At 70.3% G+C, this 16305-nt stretch carries 13 protein-coding genes; 10 read left to right on the top strand and 3 right to left on the bottom strand.

All coding sequences use genetic code 11. The features are described from left to right. The first annotated feature begins 47 nt into the window (after window positions 1-47). Together ABTV10_RS19170 and ABTV10_RS19165 are read left to right on the top strand one after the other, a co-directional pair. A complete protein-coding gene (locus tag ABTV10_RS19170; RefSeq protein WP_433606547.1) occupies window positions 48-617 on the top strand; it encodes a TetR/AcrR family transcriptional regulator in 570 nt (189 codons plus the stop codon). A 38-nt stretch (window positions 618-655) separates the two neighbouring features. Continuing rightward, complete coding sequence (locus tag ABTV10_RS19165) at window positions 656-1210, top strand: NADPH-dependent FMN reductase (RefSeq protein ID WP_499029440.1); 555 nt, start codon at window positions 656-658, stop codon at window positions 1208-1210. Window positions 1211-1215: 5 nt separating this feature from the next. Here the strand turns inward: ABTV10_RS19165 and eccE are convergent, their stop codons facing one another. Next, complete coding sequence (gene eccE / locus ABTV10_RS19160) at window positions 1216-2859, bottom strand: type VII secretion protein EccE (RefSeq protein ID WP_499029438.1); 1644 nt, start codon at window positions 2857-2859, stop codon at window positions 1216-1218. Window positions 2860-2965: 106 nt separating this feature from the next. Between eccE and eccB the strand changes: the two genes are divergently transcribed. Further along, on the top strand, window positions 2966-4441 hold the full coding sequence (gene eccB, locus ABTV10_RS19155) for a type VII secretion protein EccB (RefSeq protein ID WP_499029436.1): 1476 nt from the start codon (window positions 2966-2968) through the stop codon (window positions 4439-4441). 83 nt (window positions 4442-4524) lie between these two features. Here the strand turns inward: eccB and mycP are convergent, their stop codons facing one another. Together mycP and eccD are read right to left on the bottom strand one after the other, a co-directional pair. Then, the gene (mycP, locus tag ABTV10_RS19150) at window positions 4525-5916 is read right to left on the bottom strand and encodes a type VII secretion-associated serine protease mycosin (RefSeq protein WP_499029434.1); all 1392 of its coding nucleotides are present in this window, start codon (window positions 5914-5916) and stop codon (window positions 4525-4527) included. 8 nt (window positions 5917-5924) lie between these two features. Beyond that, window positions 5925-7394: a type VII secretion integral membrane protein EccD gene (gene eccD / locus ABTV10_RS19145; RefSeq protein WP_499029432.1), complete on the bottom strand. Its 1470-nt coding sequence runs from the start codon at window positions 7392-7394 to the stop codon at window positions 5925-5927. A 218-nt stretch (window positions 7395-7612) separates the two neighbouring features. Between eccD and eccCa the strand changes: the two genes are divergently transcribed. The 7 genes from eccCa (at window position 7613) to rpsI (ending at window position 16243) form a co-directional block, all read left to right on the top strand. Further along, window positions 7613-11626 (top strand): type VII secretion protein EccCa, encoded by a 4014-nt coding sequence (gene eccCa / locus ABTV10_RS19140; RefSeq protein WP_499029430.1) that lies wholly within the window; start codon window positions 7613-7615, stop codon window positions 11624-11626. Continuing rightward, a complete protein-coding gene (locus ABTV10_RS19135; RefSeq protein ID WP_499029428.1) occupies window positions 11623-12897 on the top strand; it encodes a type VII secretion-associated protein in 1275 nt (424 codons plus the stop codon). Before eccCa ends, ABTV10_RS19135 begins: the two co-directional genes overlap by 4 nt. A 174-nt stretch (window positions 12898-13071) precedes the next feature. Next, window positions 13072-13386, top strand: coding sequence for a WXG100 family type VII secretion target (locus ABTV10_RS19130; RefSeq protein WP_433606531.1), 315 nt, complete (start codon window positions 13072-13074; stop codon window positions 13384-13386). A 48-nt stretch (window positions 13387-13434) separates the two neighbouring features. Then, window positions 13435-13719 (top strand): WXG100 family type VII secretion target, encoded by a 285-nt coding sequence (locus ABTV10_RS19125; protein ID WP_433606528.1) that lies wholly within the window; start codon window positions 13435-13437, stop codon window positions 13717-13719. Window positions 13720-13876: 157 nt separating this feature from the next. Beyond that, window positions 13877-15121, top strand: coding sequence for an ornithine--oxo-acid transaminase (rocD, locus tag ABTV10_RS19120; protein ID WP_499029426.1), 1245 nt, complete (start codon window positions 13877-13879; stop codon window positions 15119-15121). A gap of 121 nt (window positions 15122-15242) precedes the next feature. Next, the gene (gene rplM / locus ABTV10_RS19115; RefSeq protein WP_499029423.1) at window positions 15243-15737 is read left to right on the top strand and encodes a 50S ribosomal protein L13; all 495 of its coding nucleotides are present in this window, start codon (window positions 15243-15245) and stop codon (window positions 15735-15737) included. A gap of 116 nt (window positions 15738-15853) precedes the next feature. Continuing rightward, entirely contained in the window at window positions 15854-16243 is a 390-nt protein-coding gene (gene rpsI, locus ABTV10_RS19110; protein ID WP_499035220.1) for a 30S ribosomal protein S9, read from the top strand. The last annotated feature ends 62 nt before the right edge of the window (window positions 16244-16305 follow it).

Genomic DNA, 16305 nt, shown 5'->3' with positions numbered 1-16305 from the left:
GATTCGAAAAGTGGTACTGGAAGCGATACTGCAGTACCGTTTCGCGTATGGCAACCCCGGTGAAGATGACGGCTCGACGCATCGCGCTGTTCGATGCGCTCGTGGCCCTGATCCTCGACGAGGGGTTCGCGCACCTCACCCTCGACGACCTGGCCGCCCGCCTGCACTGCTCGAAGTCCACGCTGTACCGTCTCGCCGACAGCAAGGAGCAGTTGGTTCGCGCGGCCACGGTGCACTTCTTCCGTGGTGCGACCGAGAAGGTGGAGGCGAGCCTGGCCGGTGCGGTGGGCGCCCGCGAGCGCATCCGCATGTATCTCGAGGCGGTGGGCGAGCAGTTGCGGCCGGCGTCGGCGCAGTTCATGGAGGATCTGTCCGCCGACTCGGGGGTGCGTGAGGTGTACGAGCGCAACACCCGATTCGCGTCGCGTCGGGTCCAGGAACTCATCACCGAAGGGGTCGCGGCGGGTGAGCTGCGGGACGCGCACGCGGCGTTCGTCGGCGACGTCGCGGCCGCGGCGATGGTGCGGATCCAGCAACGGCAGGTCGCGGCCTCGACCGGCCTGGGAGACGCCGAGGCGTACCAGGAGTTGGCGATCCTGCTGACCCGCGGACTCTGATCGGGCGCTCTACGATCGGACCGGAAGGGAGCGTGCCGATGGAGCTGGATCGACCGTTGCGACTCGAGGTGATCGTCGGCAGTGTCCGCGCCAAGCGGTTCGCGCCCGTGGTCGTCGACTGGTTCCTCGAACGGGCCCGCGCCCGCGACGGGTTCGACACCGCCGTTCTCGACCTCGCCGACATGTCACTGCCACAGGATCTTTCGCAGGGTTCGGACGTGGAGGCGTTCACCGAGCGGATCGGCAACGCGGACGCGTTCGTCGTCGTCACGAGCGAGTACAACCACGGCTACCCGGCCGCGCTCAAGACGGCGCTCGACACGGTCAAGTACGAGTGGCGCGCCAAGCCGATCGGGTTCGTCGCGTACGGCGGGATGTCGGGAGGGCTACGCGCGGTCGAGCAGTTGCGCCAGGTGGTGGCCGAACTGCACATGGTCTCGGTACGTGAGGCGGTCAGTTTCCATCAGGCCCGCAAGCACTTCGACCCGGACGACGGCCCCGCGAACGACGCCGCCCAGCGGATGCTCACGCAGTTGGCGTGGTGGGCGGATGCGCTCCGGACGCAGCGCGAGCGCACCCCGTATCGGGGCTGACCCGGTCAGCGCACCGCGGCGAGCCTCGCAGACGGGCCGATCGGGCGTCCGACGAACGCGGTCTCGGACGCGATCGTCACGAGCGTGAGGTCGACGCGCTGATCACCGACGGACAGGACGACCCGATCGCCCGACGCCCCCGGCTGCACGATCGCGATGTCCGGTGCGGGTTGTGGCCACATGCGCGGATCCTGGTGCACGTGAACGGTCGTCACCCCGGCCCGCGCGGGCGGAACGGGGACGCCGTCGACGACCACCGTGTCGAATCCCGTTTCCGACCGGGATGATTCGTGCGCCGTGCGTAACCGCATCGGTGTCGCGACGGACTCGACCAGCACCCGCCAGGCATGCGGGCGGTCGGTACGGACGAGGACGCGAGCACCCGTCGCGACTGCACGGAAGACCAACTGCTGCACCAGGTAGAGCTCGCCTGCGACGTACACGTTCGTGACACCGGGCCCGGTGATGCGGGCGGTCACCGCGTGCCCGTACGGGTCGGATCCCACCAGCTGACCGCATCCGGCCACCGGCAGCCGCAACGCGTCCAGCTGCTCGGGGGTGACCGCGCCCATCGGCGTGAGGGCGTCGAGGTCCGGCGACGACGCGGGCAGGTGCGCCAACAACGCGTCCCGGTGCCGGCCCTGCGCGGAGATCAACCCGGGAACCTGCAGCCGTTCGGGTTCTGCTCGGACCGACCGGCGAAAGGCCGCACCGACCTGGACGGTGCCCGGGCTCTGTGCCGGGCGCAGCCGCAGCGCGACGGTCGTGCCCAGGCTCGGCGCCGACCACACGCTCGTCAGCACCTCCCGCGAGAGCCGGCGCGGGTCCACCGCGTTCCCGACGTTCCGCACGCCGGCCAGCGGCACGTGGTCCCACTCCTGACCCATCGCGTCCGGATGCACCCCGCGGCAGATCCGCGCGCAGGCCGATTCGATCTCGGCCGCCGACAGGATCCGTGAGCGATATCCCGACTCGGCGAGCGTGCGGACCACCCGGCGTGCCGCCACGGCGAGCGTGCGTGAGGCGCCGTCGACGCCGCCGCCGCGACGGGCCACGGACGCCTCGTTGGCTGACGCGTCGAACCGCAGCACCACCCACACGATGCGCTGCGCGGCCGCCGGAAGCGGGCCGACGAGTGCGTCGTAGACATCGGCCGCCGGTGTGCCCGCGACCGCGCGGCTGCCGTGGCTGACCACGTCGATGCCGCTGAGGGCGACGTCGTTCTGCTCGAGGCAGGTCGCGAGTGCCGCGAGCGGCAGCTGCTCGGGGGACTCGCAGGTGTCGCGGGTCATCCGGGTCCAACTCCGCGACGGTGGCAACAGCTCGACCACGGCCAGGACCTGACCGTCGACCCAGTGCAGCCCGACGGTCTCCCCGGGCGAATGGAAATCCTTCCCCCGACCGAGGCCGGGGCGGCGGCCGAGGACGAAATGCCATGCGGCCTCGGCCCACGAGACGGGCAGTCGTCCGCCGGTGCGGACAAACAGCGCGGCGCACGGGATCGCCGCGATCACGACCGCGGCCCACAGCGGCAGACCCGCCCACAGCCCGAGTAGACAGATCGCGACCGCGAGAAGCTGCGCGACGACAACCGTCGTCACTGTGACTGCCGCCGTGTGCGGACGGCGTCCGGCACGGAATTGGTCCACGGTTCCTCCCCGATACCTGAACCAGACGGACATCGCCCGCCGAAGTGTGCTTGCAGGCGAACTGTACTGTGTGGGTCCGTAGCGTGCGCCTGATGGGGGAGGGAACATGGCGGCACAGCCGACTACGCGATGGCAGGTCAGCGGATATCGATTCCTCGTTCGCCGGATGGAGCATGCGCTCGTCCGGCGCGACGTGCGGATGTTGCACGACCCGATGCGGGCGCAGTCGCGGGCCCTCGCGGTGGGGGTGGTCGTCGCGTGCATCGGTCTCGCGGCGTGTGCGGCGCTCGCGCTGATCCGCCCCCAGGACAAGATCGGCAATGCGTCGATCGTTGTCGGAAAGGACTCGGGCGCAATGTTCGTCGTCATGGACGGCACCCTGCACCCGGTCCTGAACCTTGCGTCCGCGCGGCTCGTCGTCGGGGAGTCGGCGAAGCCCGTCATGATCAAGGAATCCGAGATCGACAGCCGGCCTCGCGGCGCACTCGTCGGCATCCCCGGTGCGCCGTCGGCGCTCCCCGCGGGCGGCGATCCGGACGGGCAGCCGTGGACGGTGTGCGACACCGTCTCGCCGGACGGACGTCGCTCGGTGACAACGACAGTCGTCGTCGGCGAGCCCACGTGGGGCGACCGCGTCGGGCAGTTCGATTCGGGGCAGGCTCTGCTGGTGTCGCAGTCGGACGCGACGTTCCTGGTGTACGACGGCCACCGCGCCCCCATCGATCTCGACGACCAGGCGGTCACCCGCGCGCTGGGACTCGAAGGGGCACAACCGCGCCCGATCAGTCGCGGCATGCTCAACGCGATCCCGGAGACGCTGCCGATCGCGGCGCCCGACATCGACGGGGCCGGGTCTGCACCGGGCTACGACATCGCCGGAAGAACGGTGGGATCCGTCGTAAAGGTCAAGAGGGGAGACGACGCCCGCTACTACGTGGTGCTGCGCGACGGCGTCCAGGAGGTCAGCGAGGCTACCGCGGTGCTCATCCACTTCTCGGACTCGCAGGGGCAATCCGAGGTACCGACCGTCGCGCCCGACGCCCTCGCCAAGGCGCCCACCTCGCACGGACTCGACGTCGCGACGTTCCCGAGCGCCCCGCCGCGGCTCGTCGACGACGCCGACGAACCCGTCAGCTGCCTGACCTGGACCCCGCAGGGATCCGTCGCGGGCGACGACTCCGGGCGCGTCGACGCCACACTGGCCGTGTCGGCCGGCCGTGCGCTGCCCATCCCCGACGACGCGCGCACCGTCCGACTGGCGCAGGCGGACGGACCCGGCGACAACGCCGACGCCGTCTACGTGCGTCCCGGCAGCAGCGGATTCGTCCAGGCGACGGGTCTCGAGTCCGGCAGCTCCCGCAAGGGCGGGATGTTCTTCGTCGCCGACACCGGCGTCCGCTACGGCGTCAAGAACGCCGACGCCGCCAAGGCCCTCGGATTCGACGTGCCCGGCCCGCCGGCGCCGTGGCGGATCGTCGAACTCCTCGCTCCCGGACCGACACTCGGCCGTGAAGAGGCGCTCGTCGCCCACGACGGCGTCGCACCGGACGACAACGCCGCCCCGGTCGCTGCGGGCAACTGACCCCGCCACCGTCCCGTATTGCGGCGCCGCCGCAGTCACATGGTGCGGCGCCGCCGCAGTCACATGGTGCGGCGCCGCCGCAGTCACATGGTGCGGCGCCGCCGCAGTGGATACGACGCGAGGACACCGAGCACCACCACCACGGCGATCGCGCCCGTCGCGGCCAGTGCTACCGTGCGCGGTCGGGTGTCCGGGGTCGGAGCCGGTGCGGGCGCCGCGACGGGCGTCGAGCGCGCCGCGTCGACGGCGACGCCCTCCAGGGGCAGGTCCGCGCTCACCGCGGCCGCCGGGTCGACCACGCCGTGTCCGACGAACGGATTCCAGCCCTCGGCCGGGGCCTGTGCCGTGGACTCGATGCGCGCGATCACCTGCTGTGCCGTGAGCTGCGGGTGGCGGGCGCGCACCAGTGCGGCGGTTGCGGCGACGAGCGGTGCGGCGAAACTCGTTCCGTCGAAGGGCTGCTGCTCTCCCTGCGCTGTCAGCCACTGCTGTGTCTGACCGCGACCGTCGGGGTTCAGCGACACGATCCCGGTCCCCGGCGCCGCGACGTCGACCCACGGCCCGCCGAGGCTGAACTCCGACGCCGACCCGTCCGGATTCACCGAACCGACGGTCAGCACGTAGTCGTCGTACCAGGCGGGCGTCGCGATCATCGACACCGAGTCCCATTGATTCGCACTCGGGTTCAGCGGATCGAGCGGCGGATTCTGTGTGGCGCACCCACCCGAGCCGTAGTTCCCGGCGGCCGCAACCACCACCGCGTTCTTGACCGTCGCTGCGTACTGGACGGCGGCGCCGAGCGACTGGTCGCCGATGCCCTCGGCAGCGGACCGGCACGCCACCTCCGAGATGTTGATGACCGTCGCGCCCATGTCGGCCGCCTGCCGCACCGCCATCGCCATCGTCTGGGTGTTGCCGTAGCCGCTGGAATTCTGCACGTCGTTCGGGTCGTCGCGCCGCCGTGCCTCGGAGAAGTTCGCGCTCGACTGTCGGATCGTGATGATCCGCGCGTCGGGAGCGCCGCCGGAAAATCCCGACCCGGCGACCGGCGCGGCCGCGATGAGCCCGGCGACGATGGTGCCGTGCGCGTCGCAGTCCCCGGTGCCGTCGCCGTTCGAGACGTAGTCGCCCCCCGGGACCAGGTCGGGAAGACGCGGGTGCCGGGCCACGCCGGTGTCGATCACCGCCACGGTCTGTCCCTGGCCACGGGTCAGCGGCCAGACCGATGCGAAATCCATGGTGCGCTGAGGCCGCGGCACATCCGGGCTGTCACCCATCGGCAGTGCCACCGCGCACGCATTGCGCTGCTCGGTGGGCACGAGCGGTGCCGGACGCGATGGCGGCGGAAGCTTGCCCGGATCGACCGGCGCGGGAAGGACCGCACCCGCGACGCCCGGTCCCACCGAGGTGGTCAACGCGATCAGGGCCGTGACGGCCGACGTCCGGAGCAGTCGGGATCGTGCGGTGCCTGCCACGATCGCGCTCACAATCCTCTGATCGCGGCGAAGAGTCCGGACACCCAACACGCCAGCGGGACGACGGCCGCGATCGCGGCGTAGTCGAGTAGTTCGGTGGCGCGCCGTTGTACGGGTGAGAAGCTCTTGCGCGGGGCCAGGATCCCGAGTGCCAGTGCTGCGAGCACGACCAGCGCCGCGGTCGCGAACACCCCGAGCGCGGCGTCCGGAACGGCTACCGCCGTCGCGGCGCACAGGAGCACGAGGATCGCGCCCCCGCCCCCGATCAGCGGGACGGCCTGCTCCGCCGCACTGAACGTCCGGCCGCGGAACATCAGAACGGTCGCGGCGGCGACGGCGAGTGCGGTTCCCGGCCAGTAGATCCCGGAGCCGGACGTCGGGACGGCGGCCGCCAGCACCCCGAATCCGGTGAGCAGAGTCATCGCGCAGACCAGTCCGGTGAGGAACCGCCGCGCCCGGTCCGCGCGTGCCGCGACGAACTCGAACGACGGCACGCTGCGGGTGTCGTCGGGATCGTCCTCGGCCGGATCGACCGACGTACCCGGGGCCGGGACCGGCGGCAGCGGCAACTTCGCGAGCAGCAGCGCGACGCGGGGCGCGCCCACCAGTCCGACCAGCGCGGCGCCGGCGAGCAGCGCGCCGACGGTACGCAGGGATTGGTCGGTGAGGGTCGCCGCGAGAGCCGCCACGGACCCGAAGAGGGAGACGGCTGCGGCGGCGGTGAACACGGTGTGTCCCACGCCGCCCGCGCGCAGCGCGAGAACCGCTGTGGCCCCGACCATCACGAGCCCCAACAGGGCGTGCGGTGCCCCACGGTCGCCGGGCACCAGCAGCATTCCGGACGCGAAGGCCAGGGGCAACGCGGCCGTGCCGAGGGTGACGGCGGCTCCCGAATCCCCGTAGACCCGGCTTCCGACGGCTCCCGCGACCAGGAACAACACGAGTGTCAGCAGCGCGCACCCGGCGCCGACGAGGGACTGGACGGAACCGTCGACCTGCAACAGGGCGAAGGCACCCGCCACGGTGGCCGCAACCGCGATCGCGGAACCGGTGAGACGTGCGATTCGGGGTGTCCAGGGGTGCGTGTGGCCCGTGTCCGCCACGGCGACGTTGTACATGATGTCGTCGAAAAGCGGAGGGGGAGGGCTGGCCTCGGCGCTGTCGAACACCAGCAGTTCACCGTCGAGGACGCCGTGCTCCTGCAGACTCAACGCCGGCGACAGCGGCGGTGTCCCGACCCTGGACAGCGTCCACCGAACCGGTTCGGTGCGCTCCTCGGCGGCGTCGAAGTCGTTGGCGGCGCTGTGTTTCCGGACGAGATCAGCGATACCCGGGATCAGGAGCTCGACCGGGACCGCGTTCGGGAGCGCGAGGTCGATCTGGGTGTGCGGAGCGAGAATCGTGAGTCGACACAGGTCGGCCGGCCCTCGCGGCCGCGTGCCTCCGCCGACGGCGTACTCGGCAGGCAGAACTGTCACGATCATCCCCCGGATCCCGCGATCCGGATCCCCATCCGAACCGCTCGCTTCGAAACCATCGGCACCATACCTGGTTACGGTCCCCGCACTCCACGGTGTGCACCGTCGGTGCGGTGCTGTAGTTTCTCAGTTCGCGAGTCCGCAGCCCGTGGGGGGTGACTCGGTGCGGTCGAGGGGACCGGCCGGGCGGGGACTGGCCTTGTTCTGGGGGTGGAAACATGGGCACCGTGCACTTCGTGCGCCGGGCACGTCGGGAGGCTCCGCGTACGCCGGGCGGGGAGGTGAGCCTGCAGACGCCCCCCGAGATTCCCCGGATGACGCCCGGCAACCTGATGACCAAGTTGCTGCCGCTCGTCATGGTCGCCGCCATGGTCGGCATGACCGCACTGATGTTCACCTCCGGCATGGCCGCCAACCCGATGGCACTGATGTTCCCGGTGATGATGCTGGTGTCGATGGTCGGCATGCTCGCGGGCGGGGGCCGGGGCGGTGGACCGAAGGCGGCCGAGGCGAACGAGGACCGCAAGGACTACCTGCGCTATCTCGACCAGCTGCGACGCGACGCCCTCGACACCGGGATGCAACAGCGCAAGGCGCTCGAGTGGAGCCATCCGGATCCCGCGACGCTGTGGACGCTGACCGGAACGGTGCGCATGTGGGAGCGCCGCACCACCGACCCCGACTACGGCCACGTGCGCGTCGGTCGGGGCAGTCAGAGGCTCGCAACCCGGCTGATCCCGCCGGAGACCGGGCCGGTCGAGGATCTCGAGCCGGTGTCCGCGGTATCGCTGCGCCGGTTCGTGCGGGCCCACTCGGTGGTCGCGGACCTGCCGACGGCGGTGTCGTTGCGCGGGTTCGCGGCGATCTCCGTCGACGGTGACAGGGACGGTGCGCGCGGACTTGTCCGCGCGATGCTGGTCCAACTGTGCACGTTCCACGGACCCGATCAGCTCCAGATCGCAGTGGTGTGCGGACCCGACACGGCTGCGGAGTGGGACTGGGTCAAGTGGCTTCCCCATGCGCAGCATCCGGACGTGTTCGACGGCGCGGGGTCCGCGCGGATGATGTACGGATCGGTTATCGAGCTCGAATCGTCTCTGGGGCAGCAGTTCTCGATGCGGGGGCGATTCTCGCGGAGCGCGCCCCCGACACCCGGGGTGCCGCAGATCGTGGTCGTGATCGACGGGGGAATCCTCGACGGTGACAGCGGTGCCGTCACGGACGGCGGACTGGATTCGGTGACGCTGCTGGACCTGAGCGGGTACTGCCCGCGACTCACGGCCACCCGCGGCCTGCAGCTCGTGACAACCGACGGTGGACTCGGCGCCCGGAGCGGCGCCGGGGTCGAGAGGTTCGCGACCGCGGACGCGTTGACGCCGCAGGAGGCGCTGTCCGCGGCCCGGCGACTCGCCCCCTTCCGGATCGCTGTCCGCACCGCCGCCGACACCGGCGACGACGACGGCGCCCCCGTGGCCGCAGGATGGAGTCGCCTGCTCGGGATCGGCGACGTCGGCCGGTTCGATCCCGTCCAGGGGTGGGCGCCGAGGCACGGCCGCGATCGGCTCCGCGTCCCCATCGGCGTCGGGGTCGACGGCAGCCCCGTCGAACTCGACCTCAAGGAGGCAGCCGAGAACGGTATGGGCCCCCACGGTCTGTGCATCGGCGCCACCGGATCCGGCAAGTCGGAGTTCCTGCGCACCCTGGTGCTGGGTCTGCTCGCGACCCACTCGCCCGACGCGCTCAACCTGGTCCTGGTCGACTTCAAGGGCGGTGCGACGTTCCTCGGCCTCGAGGATGCGCCGCACGTCGCCGCGGTCATCACCAACCTCGCCGAGGAACTGGCGATGGTGGACCGCATGAAGGACGCGCTCGCCGGCGAGATGAACCGGCGGCAGGAACTGCTGCGCGCCGCCGGCAACTTCGCGAACGTCACGGACTACGAGAAGGCACGCAGCGCCGGTGCGGACCTCGCGCCGTTGCCGGCGCTGTTCATCGTCGTCGACGAGTTCTCCGAACTGCTCAGCCAGCAGCCCGAGTTCGCGGACCTGTTCGTCGCGATCGGTCGCCTCGGCCGCTCGCTGCACATGCACCTGTTGCTCGCGAGCCAGCGGCTCGAGGAGGGCAAGCTGCGTGGCCTCGACAGTCACCTCTCCTACCGGATCGGTCTGAAGACTTTCTCGGCCAACGAGTCCCGCACGGTGCTCGGCGTGCCCGACGCCTACCACTTGCCCGCGTCGCCGGGCGCCGGTTACCTCAAGTGCGACTCCGCGGAGATCGTGCGCTTCCAGGCGTCGTACGTCTCCGGCCCCTACGAAACCGAGCGGATCCGTCGATCGACGGGTGGGAACGTGCCGAGCGTCGACCTCCACGCGCGCCCGTTCACCGCCGCGCCGGTTGCGTTGCCGGTGTTCGAGGAACCGGCGGTCCCGATCGAACCCGATCCGGTGCCCGACGGGGACGGCGACCAGCGGTCCGTCCTCGAGGTCCTCGTCGATCGCCTTCGCGGACGCGGGCCGGCGGCGCACGAGGTGTGGCTGCCGCCGCTCGACGTCGCGCCGACGCTCGACCAGATCCTGCCGCCCTCCGCCGTGACGGAAGCCGTTCCCGCGGTGAGTTCGCTGCGGGCGCCGATCGGCGTGATCGACCGGCCGTTCGACCAGCGTCGGGACCTGCTGGTGACCGACCTGTCGGGCGCGACCGGCAACGTCGCCGTCGTCGGCGGGCCGCAGTCCGGCAAGTCGACGCTGCTGCGGACGCTCATCATGTCGATGGCGGCCACGCATTCGCCGCGGCAGGTGCAGTTCTACTGCCTCGACTTCGGCGGCGGCACGCTCTCGGGTCTGGCGGGCCTACCGCACGTCGGATCGGTCGCGAATCGACTCGACGTCGACCTGGTGCGGCGCACGGTGGCCGAGATGGCCACCCTGGTGCGTCAGCGGGAGCGGCGCTTCCGGGAACTCGGCATCGAGTCGATGGCCGAGTTCCGGAACCTGCGCGGCGGCGGGGTCGAGGGGACGGCGGCGGCGGGCGCGGCCGAGGATCCCTTCGGGGACGCATTCCTCGTCATCGACGGCTGGCCGAGTATCCGGCAGGATTTCGAGGCGCTCGAAGCGCAGATCAGTGCCCTTGCCGGGCAGGGTCTCTCGTTCGGTGTGCACGTGGTCCTGGCCACCCCACGCTGGGCCGACATCCGGCCCGCGCTCAAGGATCAGCTCGGCACCAGAATCGAGTTGCGGTTGGGTGACCCGACGGACTCCGATGTGGGCCGCGCGAAGGCGATGCTGGTTCCGGCCGGGCGACCCGGCCGCGGCATCACCCGGGAGGGACTGCATCTGCTCGCCGCGCTGCCACGGTTGGACGGGGCCTGCCGCAGCCAGGATCTCGGCGCCGGGGTCGCCGACGCCGTCGCCCGTCTCGGGGCAGTGCGCTCCGGTCCGGGGGCCCCGCCGGTACGGATGCTGCCCGATCGCGTTCCGCGGGAGAACCTGCTCGCGGCCGCCGCGGGGAACTGGCCGGCCCCGGTCGCTCCGGGGGGAGCGTGCCTGTCGGTGCCGATCGGTATCGACGAGGCCGAACTCGCGCCGGTGTACCTCGATTTCGCGGATCAGGCGCACTTCCTCGTGTTCGGCGACAGTGCGTGCGGCAAGACGACGCTGCTGCGCGGAATCTGCCTCGGCCTGATGGAGTCGAACACGCCGCAGCAGGCGAAGCTGATCATCGGTGACTACCGACGCACCATGCTCGGTGTGGTCGAGGGTGATCACCTCGCCGGCTACGCGGCCTCGGCAACGACGTTCACGACCATGATGAACGATCTGGCGGGCATTCTCGCGAGCCGTATGCCCGGACCGGACACCACCCAGCAGCAGTTGCGGGAGCGGTCGTGGTGGTCGGGCCCCGAAATCTACGTCGTCGTCGACGACTACGACCTTGTCGCGACGTCGAGTGGCAACCCGTTGACCCCGCTGCTCGACTACCTCGCGCACGCGAAGGATCTGGGCCTGCACCTGATCGTTGCCAGACGGTCCGGTGGCGCGTCACGTGCGCTCTACGAGCCGGTGATCGCACGGATGCGCGACCTCGTGCCGGCCGGAATGGTGATGAGCGGCAGCCGGGACGAGGGCAACCTCATCGGTACGGTCCGGCCCAGCGAGCAGCCACCAGGGCGCGGCACCTTCGTCGCGCGGAGTGGAACCGCGCTGGTTCAGGTCGCGTGGTTGCCGCCGTTGTGACCGGAGCGGTCCTGCACCTCGCCGACGACGCGGTCTGGGTGGCGTCCCCGTCCGGGGTCGTCAGGGTGCCGGACGAGTCCATCCGGGACTGGGGCGCGTGCATCGATGACCGGTACGTCCTCGTCGGGGCACAGCCGGTCGCGTTCGTCGACGTCCTTGCGGCGTCGCTCCATCGTGCACTCGGAACAGCCACGAGGGGAGCAGGATTCGCGGCCCGCGTGACCGTGACCTACCCGTCGCACTGGGGATCGTTCCGGCGTGGTGTGCTCGAGTCGGCCGCGCGGCGGTCCGCCCACGAGGTGACGCTGTTGCCGGTGGCGCTCGCGGCACCGGCGCCGAAGGACGGTACGCGTTGGGTGGTGCTCGAGTGCACGCCGCTGTCGACCACCGCCAGCCTGGTCGAGCGAGGGGATCGCGGTGAGCCGGCCCTCGTGGCGTGCGAACTCGCCTCGGACACCGGCAATCTCGATCTTCGTGACCATCCCGACCGCGTCGCGCTGCTCGACCGGCTGGTGCGCACGGTTGCCGGTGAGCGGCCGGTCGAGACCGTGCTGGTGGCGGGGGCGGACCCCGAGGTAGCGGGACCTCTCACCGCCGGAATCGAACCGACGGTCGTGGTCGTAGCGGATGCGGATCTGGTGCGAATGCCCGCGGTGGAGACCCCGGCGGACGATCGCGGCGGGTCGCCCACCGCATGGCTCGAGCACGGCCCGGCCGCTCCGCGGCGCCGGTCCGGGCGCGCCGTCCTCGCGGCGGTCGGTGGCCTCGTCGTGGCGGCGGCCGTCGGCACCGCCCTCGTGCTCTGGCAGCCGTGGACCCGGGCGGGCAGCACGGATCTCGCCGAACCGTTGCAGCGCTTCGAGATCGGTCCGGTGAGCGTCCAGCTGCCGGACCGGTGGCGTCCGGAGATCAAACCGGGTCGCCTCGACCTGACGCCCACGGGGGTCGGCGGGCGCCGCATCGTTCTCGTTCCCACCGACGTCGCCGCGGGCTCGGACCAGGCCGAGGTGGCGCGTGCGCTCGCGCGTCGGATCGGCGACCGCGGTCCCGATGGTCCCTTCTCGCAGTTCGATCCGAACGCCGAGTTCGCCGGCCGGCCAGCTATCTCGTACCTGGAGTCTCCGGACGACCGATCACGCGTCCGCTGGTACGTCCTCGTCGAGGAGGGCGTACAGGTGAGCGTGGGCTGCCAGTTTCGGGATGGGGAGTGGGACGCGTTGGCTTTGGATTGCGAGCAGGCCGTCCGCAGTGTCGAGGTGGGTGCGGCCTGAGAATGCCGTCCCTGGAAAAAGTTCCGGGATGGATGGAACCGAATCGGCGCATGCGTGCGTCCAACCAAATGTAGGCGCGAACTGGCTGCGACGAGTCCCTGGGGGGATCGGTGGCGGGACGCGGAAGTGGGACGACGATGCCGAGCGCATCCGAGTGCATCCGAAGGAGTCGAAGTGAGCGATCAGATGAAGACCACCGTCGAGACTATGGAGGCGACCTCGCGTCGCGTCAGCGACGTGCGGAGCGAGATCCAGGGTCTGCTGAGCACCCTCAAGGGCGAGGTCGACGCTATCCGTGGTGGCTGGGAGGGCTCCGCGGCGATCGCGTTCCAGAACCTCATGGAGGGGTGGGACGCCAACGCGTCCAGCCTCAATCAGGCGCTCCAGGACATCAGCGAGAACATCAAGTCGAACAGCGTCTCGTACGACGCCGCGCAGCAGGATCACACGAGCTCGCTCAACAACGTCGCGAGCAGCCTGAACATCTGATCTCGATCGCCTGAATTTCCAGACCAGTACCGACAGGAGCAGTCAATCATGACCATGCGTTACTCATTCGCGCAGATCGAAGCTCTCAAGGCTCGGATCGATCAGATCCAGGCCGAGATGAACGGCAAGCTCGACGATCTCAAGGCCCACATCGCGCCGATGGTCGCGGAGTGGGAGGGCTCGGCCTCCGAGGCCTACCAGGCGGCGCAGTCGCGGTGGGACTCCTCGGCGCAAGAGCTCAATCAGATCCTCGACGCCGTCGGTCGCGTCGTCGGCCAGGGCAATGCGGACATGCAGCAGGTGAACAGCGCCGCCGCCAACAGCTGGGGGTAGTCCTACTACCTCAGGTTGCGTGTGCCCCGACGGAGGAGAGCCGTCGGGGCACACGTGTATCCACCTCCGAGAACGATTGCCGCCGAGTGCCCGTCGGCGGATACTGGCCTGACCCGAAAGCAGTGGCGCGCGGCGCCCGGGCCGGGAGGTGGGCGATATGACGGCGGGACATCACCTCGATGGCGAACGCGTGCTGGTCACGGCCGAGACCGCGGCGGAACTCGCCCGTGCGGACGAGCACAGCGCACACAACTACAGTCCGCTCCCGATCGTGATCACGTCGGGCTCCGGCGCCTGGGTACGTGGCATCGACGGCGTCGACTATCTCGACGTGCTCGCCGGCTACTCAGCGCTGAACTTCGGCCACTCCCACCCCGAACTGGTCGAGATCGCGCGCGTGCAGATCGGTCGGCTCGCGCTCACCAGCCGCGCATTCCAGCACGACCGGTTCGCCGAGTTCTGTGCCGACGTCGCCCGGCTGTGCCGCAAGGACGCGGTGCTGCCGATGAACACCGGCGCGGAGGCCGTGGAGACCGCGCTCAAGCTCGCGCGCAAATGGGGCTACGACGTCAAGGGCGTGCCCGACGACCGGGCGGAGATCGTCACGTGCGCCGGCAACTTCCACGGGCGCACGATCGGGATCGTCGGCTTCTCGTCGGATCCGGACGCGCGCGGCGGCTTCGGCCCCTTCGCACCGGGATTCCCGTCGGTCGAGTACGGCAGCCTCGCCGCGATGGCGGACGCGATCAACGAGAACACCGTCGCGGTCCTGGTCGAACCGATCCAGGGCGAGGCGGGTGTCCTGGTGCCCCCGGACGGTTACCTCGCGGGAGTGCGGAGGCTGTGCGACGACCACGGCATCCTGATGCTCGCCGACGAGATCCAGAGTGGACTGGGGCGGACCGGGGACACGTTCGCCTGCGACCGCGAGGGTGTCGTCCCCGACGTTTACATCCTGGGGAAGGCGCTGGGTGGCGGGATCGTCCCGGTCTCCGCCGTGGTCGCCGATCGTGAGGTCATGAACGTCATTCACCCCGGCGAGCACGGCAGCACGTTCGGTGGCAACCCGCTGGCATGCGCGGTCGGCAGCGGCGTCGTCCGACTTCTCGAGACCGGCATCTACCAGCGGCGCAGCCGGGAACTCGGCGAATACCTGCACGAGTTGCTGGGGCAGTTGCCCGCCGACCGGGTAGCGCAGGTGCGCGGTCGGGGCCTGTGGGCGGGCCTCCAGTTGGCGCCCGGGCAGCCGCCCGCTCGCGTGATCTGCGAGCGTCTGCTCAACCGGCGGGTGCTCGCGAAGGACGCGCACGAGGGCACGGTCCGGATCGCGCCGCCGCTGGTGATCAGTCGGGACGACCTGACGTGGGCCGTCGAACGCCTCGCGGACGCCCTCTCCGGATAGCGGTGTTTTTGACCCTGGTCGGCCCCAGCCGGTATCGTTCTACGTCGGCGTGCCGTCTCTCGCCTCGCTCTCGTGCGCGGTGGGACGTCGTTCCCGGGTCTCAACTGGCCGCCGGGGACGGATGGTGCTGCACGCTCGGCCAGCAGCAGAAACGAACAGACGAGGAAGTTCTGTGCCTACGTATTCCCCGAAGGCCGGAGACGTGACCCGTACCTGGCACGTCATCGACGCCACTGACGTGGTGCTCGGTCGCCTTGCCGTGCAGGCAGCCAACCTGCTCCGCGGCAAGCACAAGCCCACCTTTGCACCGCACGTTGACGGCGGCGACTTCGTCGTCATCATCAACGCCGACAAGGTTGCCATCAGCGGCAACAAGCGTACGGACAAGTTCCTGTACCACCACTCCGGACATCCGGGTGGCCTGAAGTCCCGTTCGGTCGGCGAGGTTCTCGAGAAGAACCCGGATCGCCTCGTGGAGAAGGCCGTCGTCGGCATGCTCCCCAAGAACAAGCTGGGCCGCGCCATCGCGGGCAAGCTGAAGGTCTACGCAGGCCCGACCCACCCCCACGCCGCGCAGCAGCCGGTTCCGTTCGAGATCAAGCAGGTCGCCCAGTGAGCAACGAAGACTTCAACGAGGCCGTCGAGGCTGCGGCAGACGAGCTCTCGGAGTACAGCACCGAGACCGAGGTCACCGAGGTGTACGAGGAGGCTGCTCCGCAGGCTCCGATCGTCATCGACCGCCCGGTCCAGACCGTCGGTCGTCGCAAGGAGGCGGTCGTCCGCGTCCGCCTGACCCCCGGCACCGGTGAGTTCAAGCTCAACGGCCGCACCCTCGAGGATTACTTCCCGAACAAGGTGCACCAGCAGCTCATCAAGGCTCCGCTGGTCACGGTCGAGCGCACCGAGTCGTTCGACATCACCGCGCTGCTGACCGGTGGCGGCCCGTCGGGCCAGGCCGGCGCTCTGCGTCTCGCCATCGCCCGCGCTCTGGTCGAGGTCACCGCCGAGGATCGCCCCGCGCTCAAGCGCGCCGGCTTCCTGACGCGTGACGCCCGCGCCGTCGAGCGTAAGAAGTACGGCCTGAAGAAGGCCCGCAAGGCATCTCAGTACTCCAAGCGCTGATGTGTCGCCGGAGCCGACATCCGTGTCGGCTCCGGCACCTGTTCTTCCACGAGAGCAGGCGT

Origin of the sequence: Paraburkholderia sp. RHO2, assembly GCF_050955445.1 — a bacterium.
Taxonomy (GTDB): Bacteria; Actinomycetota; Actinomycetes; order Mycobacteriales; family Mycobacteriaceae; genus Prescottella; species Prescottella agglutinans_A.
This window is presented reverse-complemented; position numbering and strand designations above follow the sequence as displayed.

Coding starts and splice junctions, on each gene's coding strand:
- rplM (WP_499029423.1), top strand. CDS start 15,243: ATGGTGCTGCACGCTCGGCCAGCAGCAGAAACGAACAGACGAGGAAGT.
- eccCa (WP_499029430.1), top strand. CDS start 7,613: ATGGGCACCGTGCACTTCGTGCGCCGGGCACGTCGGGAGGCTCCGCGT.
- ABTV10_RS19125 (WP_433606528.1), top strand. CDS start 13,435: ATGACCATGCGTTACTCATTCGCGCAGATCGAAGCTCTCAAGGCTCGG.
- ABTV10_RS19170 (WP_433606547.1), top strand. CDS start 48: ATGGCAACCCCGGTGAAGATGACGGCTCGACGCATCGCGCTGTTCGAT.
- ABTV10_RS19165 (WP_499029440.1), top strand. CDS start 656: ATGGAGCTGGATCGACCGTTGCGACTCGAGGTGATCGTCGGCAGTGTC.
- eccB (WP_499029436.1), top strand. CDS start 2,966: ATGGCGGCACAGCCGACTACGCGATGGCAGGTCAGCGGATATCGATTC.
- rocD (WP_499029426.1), top strand. CDS start 13,877: ATGACGGCGGGACATCACCTCGATGGCGAACGCGTGCTGGTCACGGCC.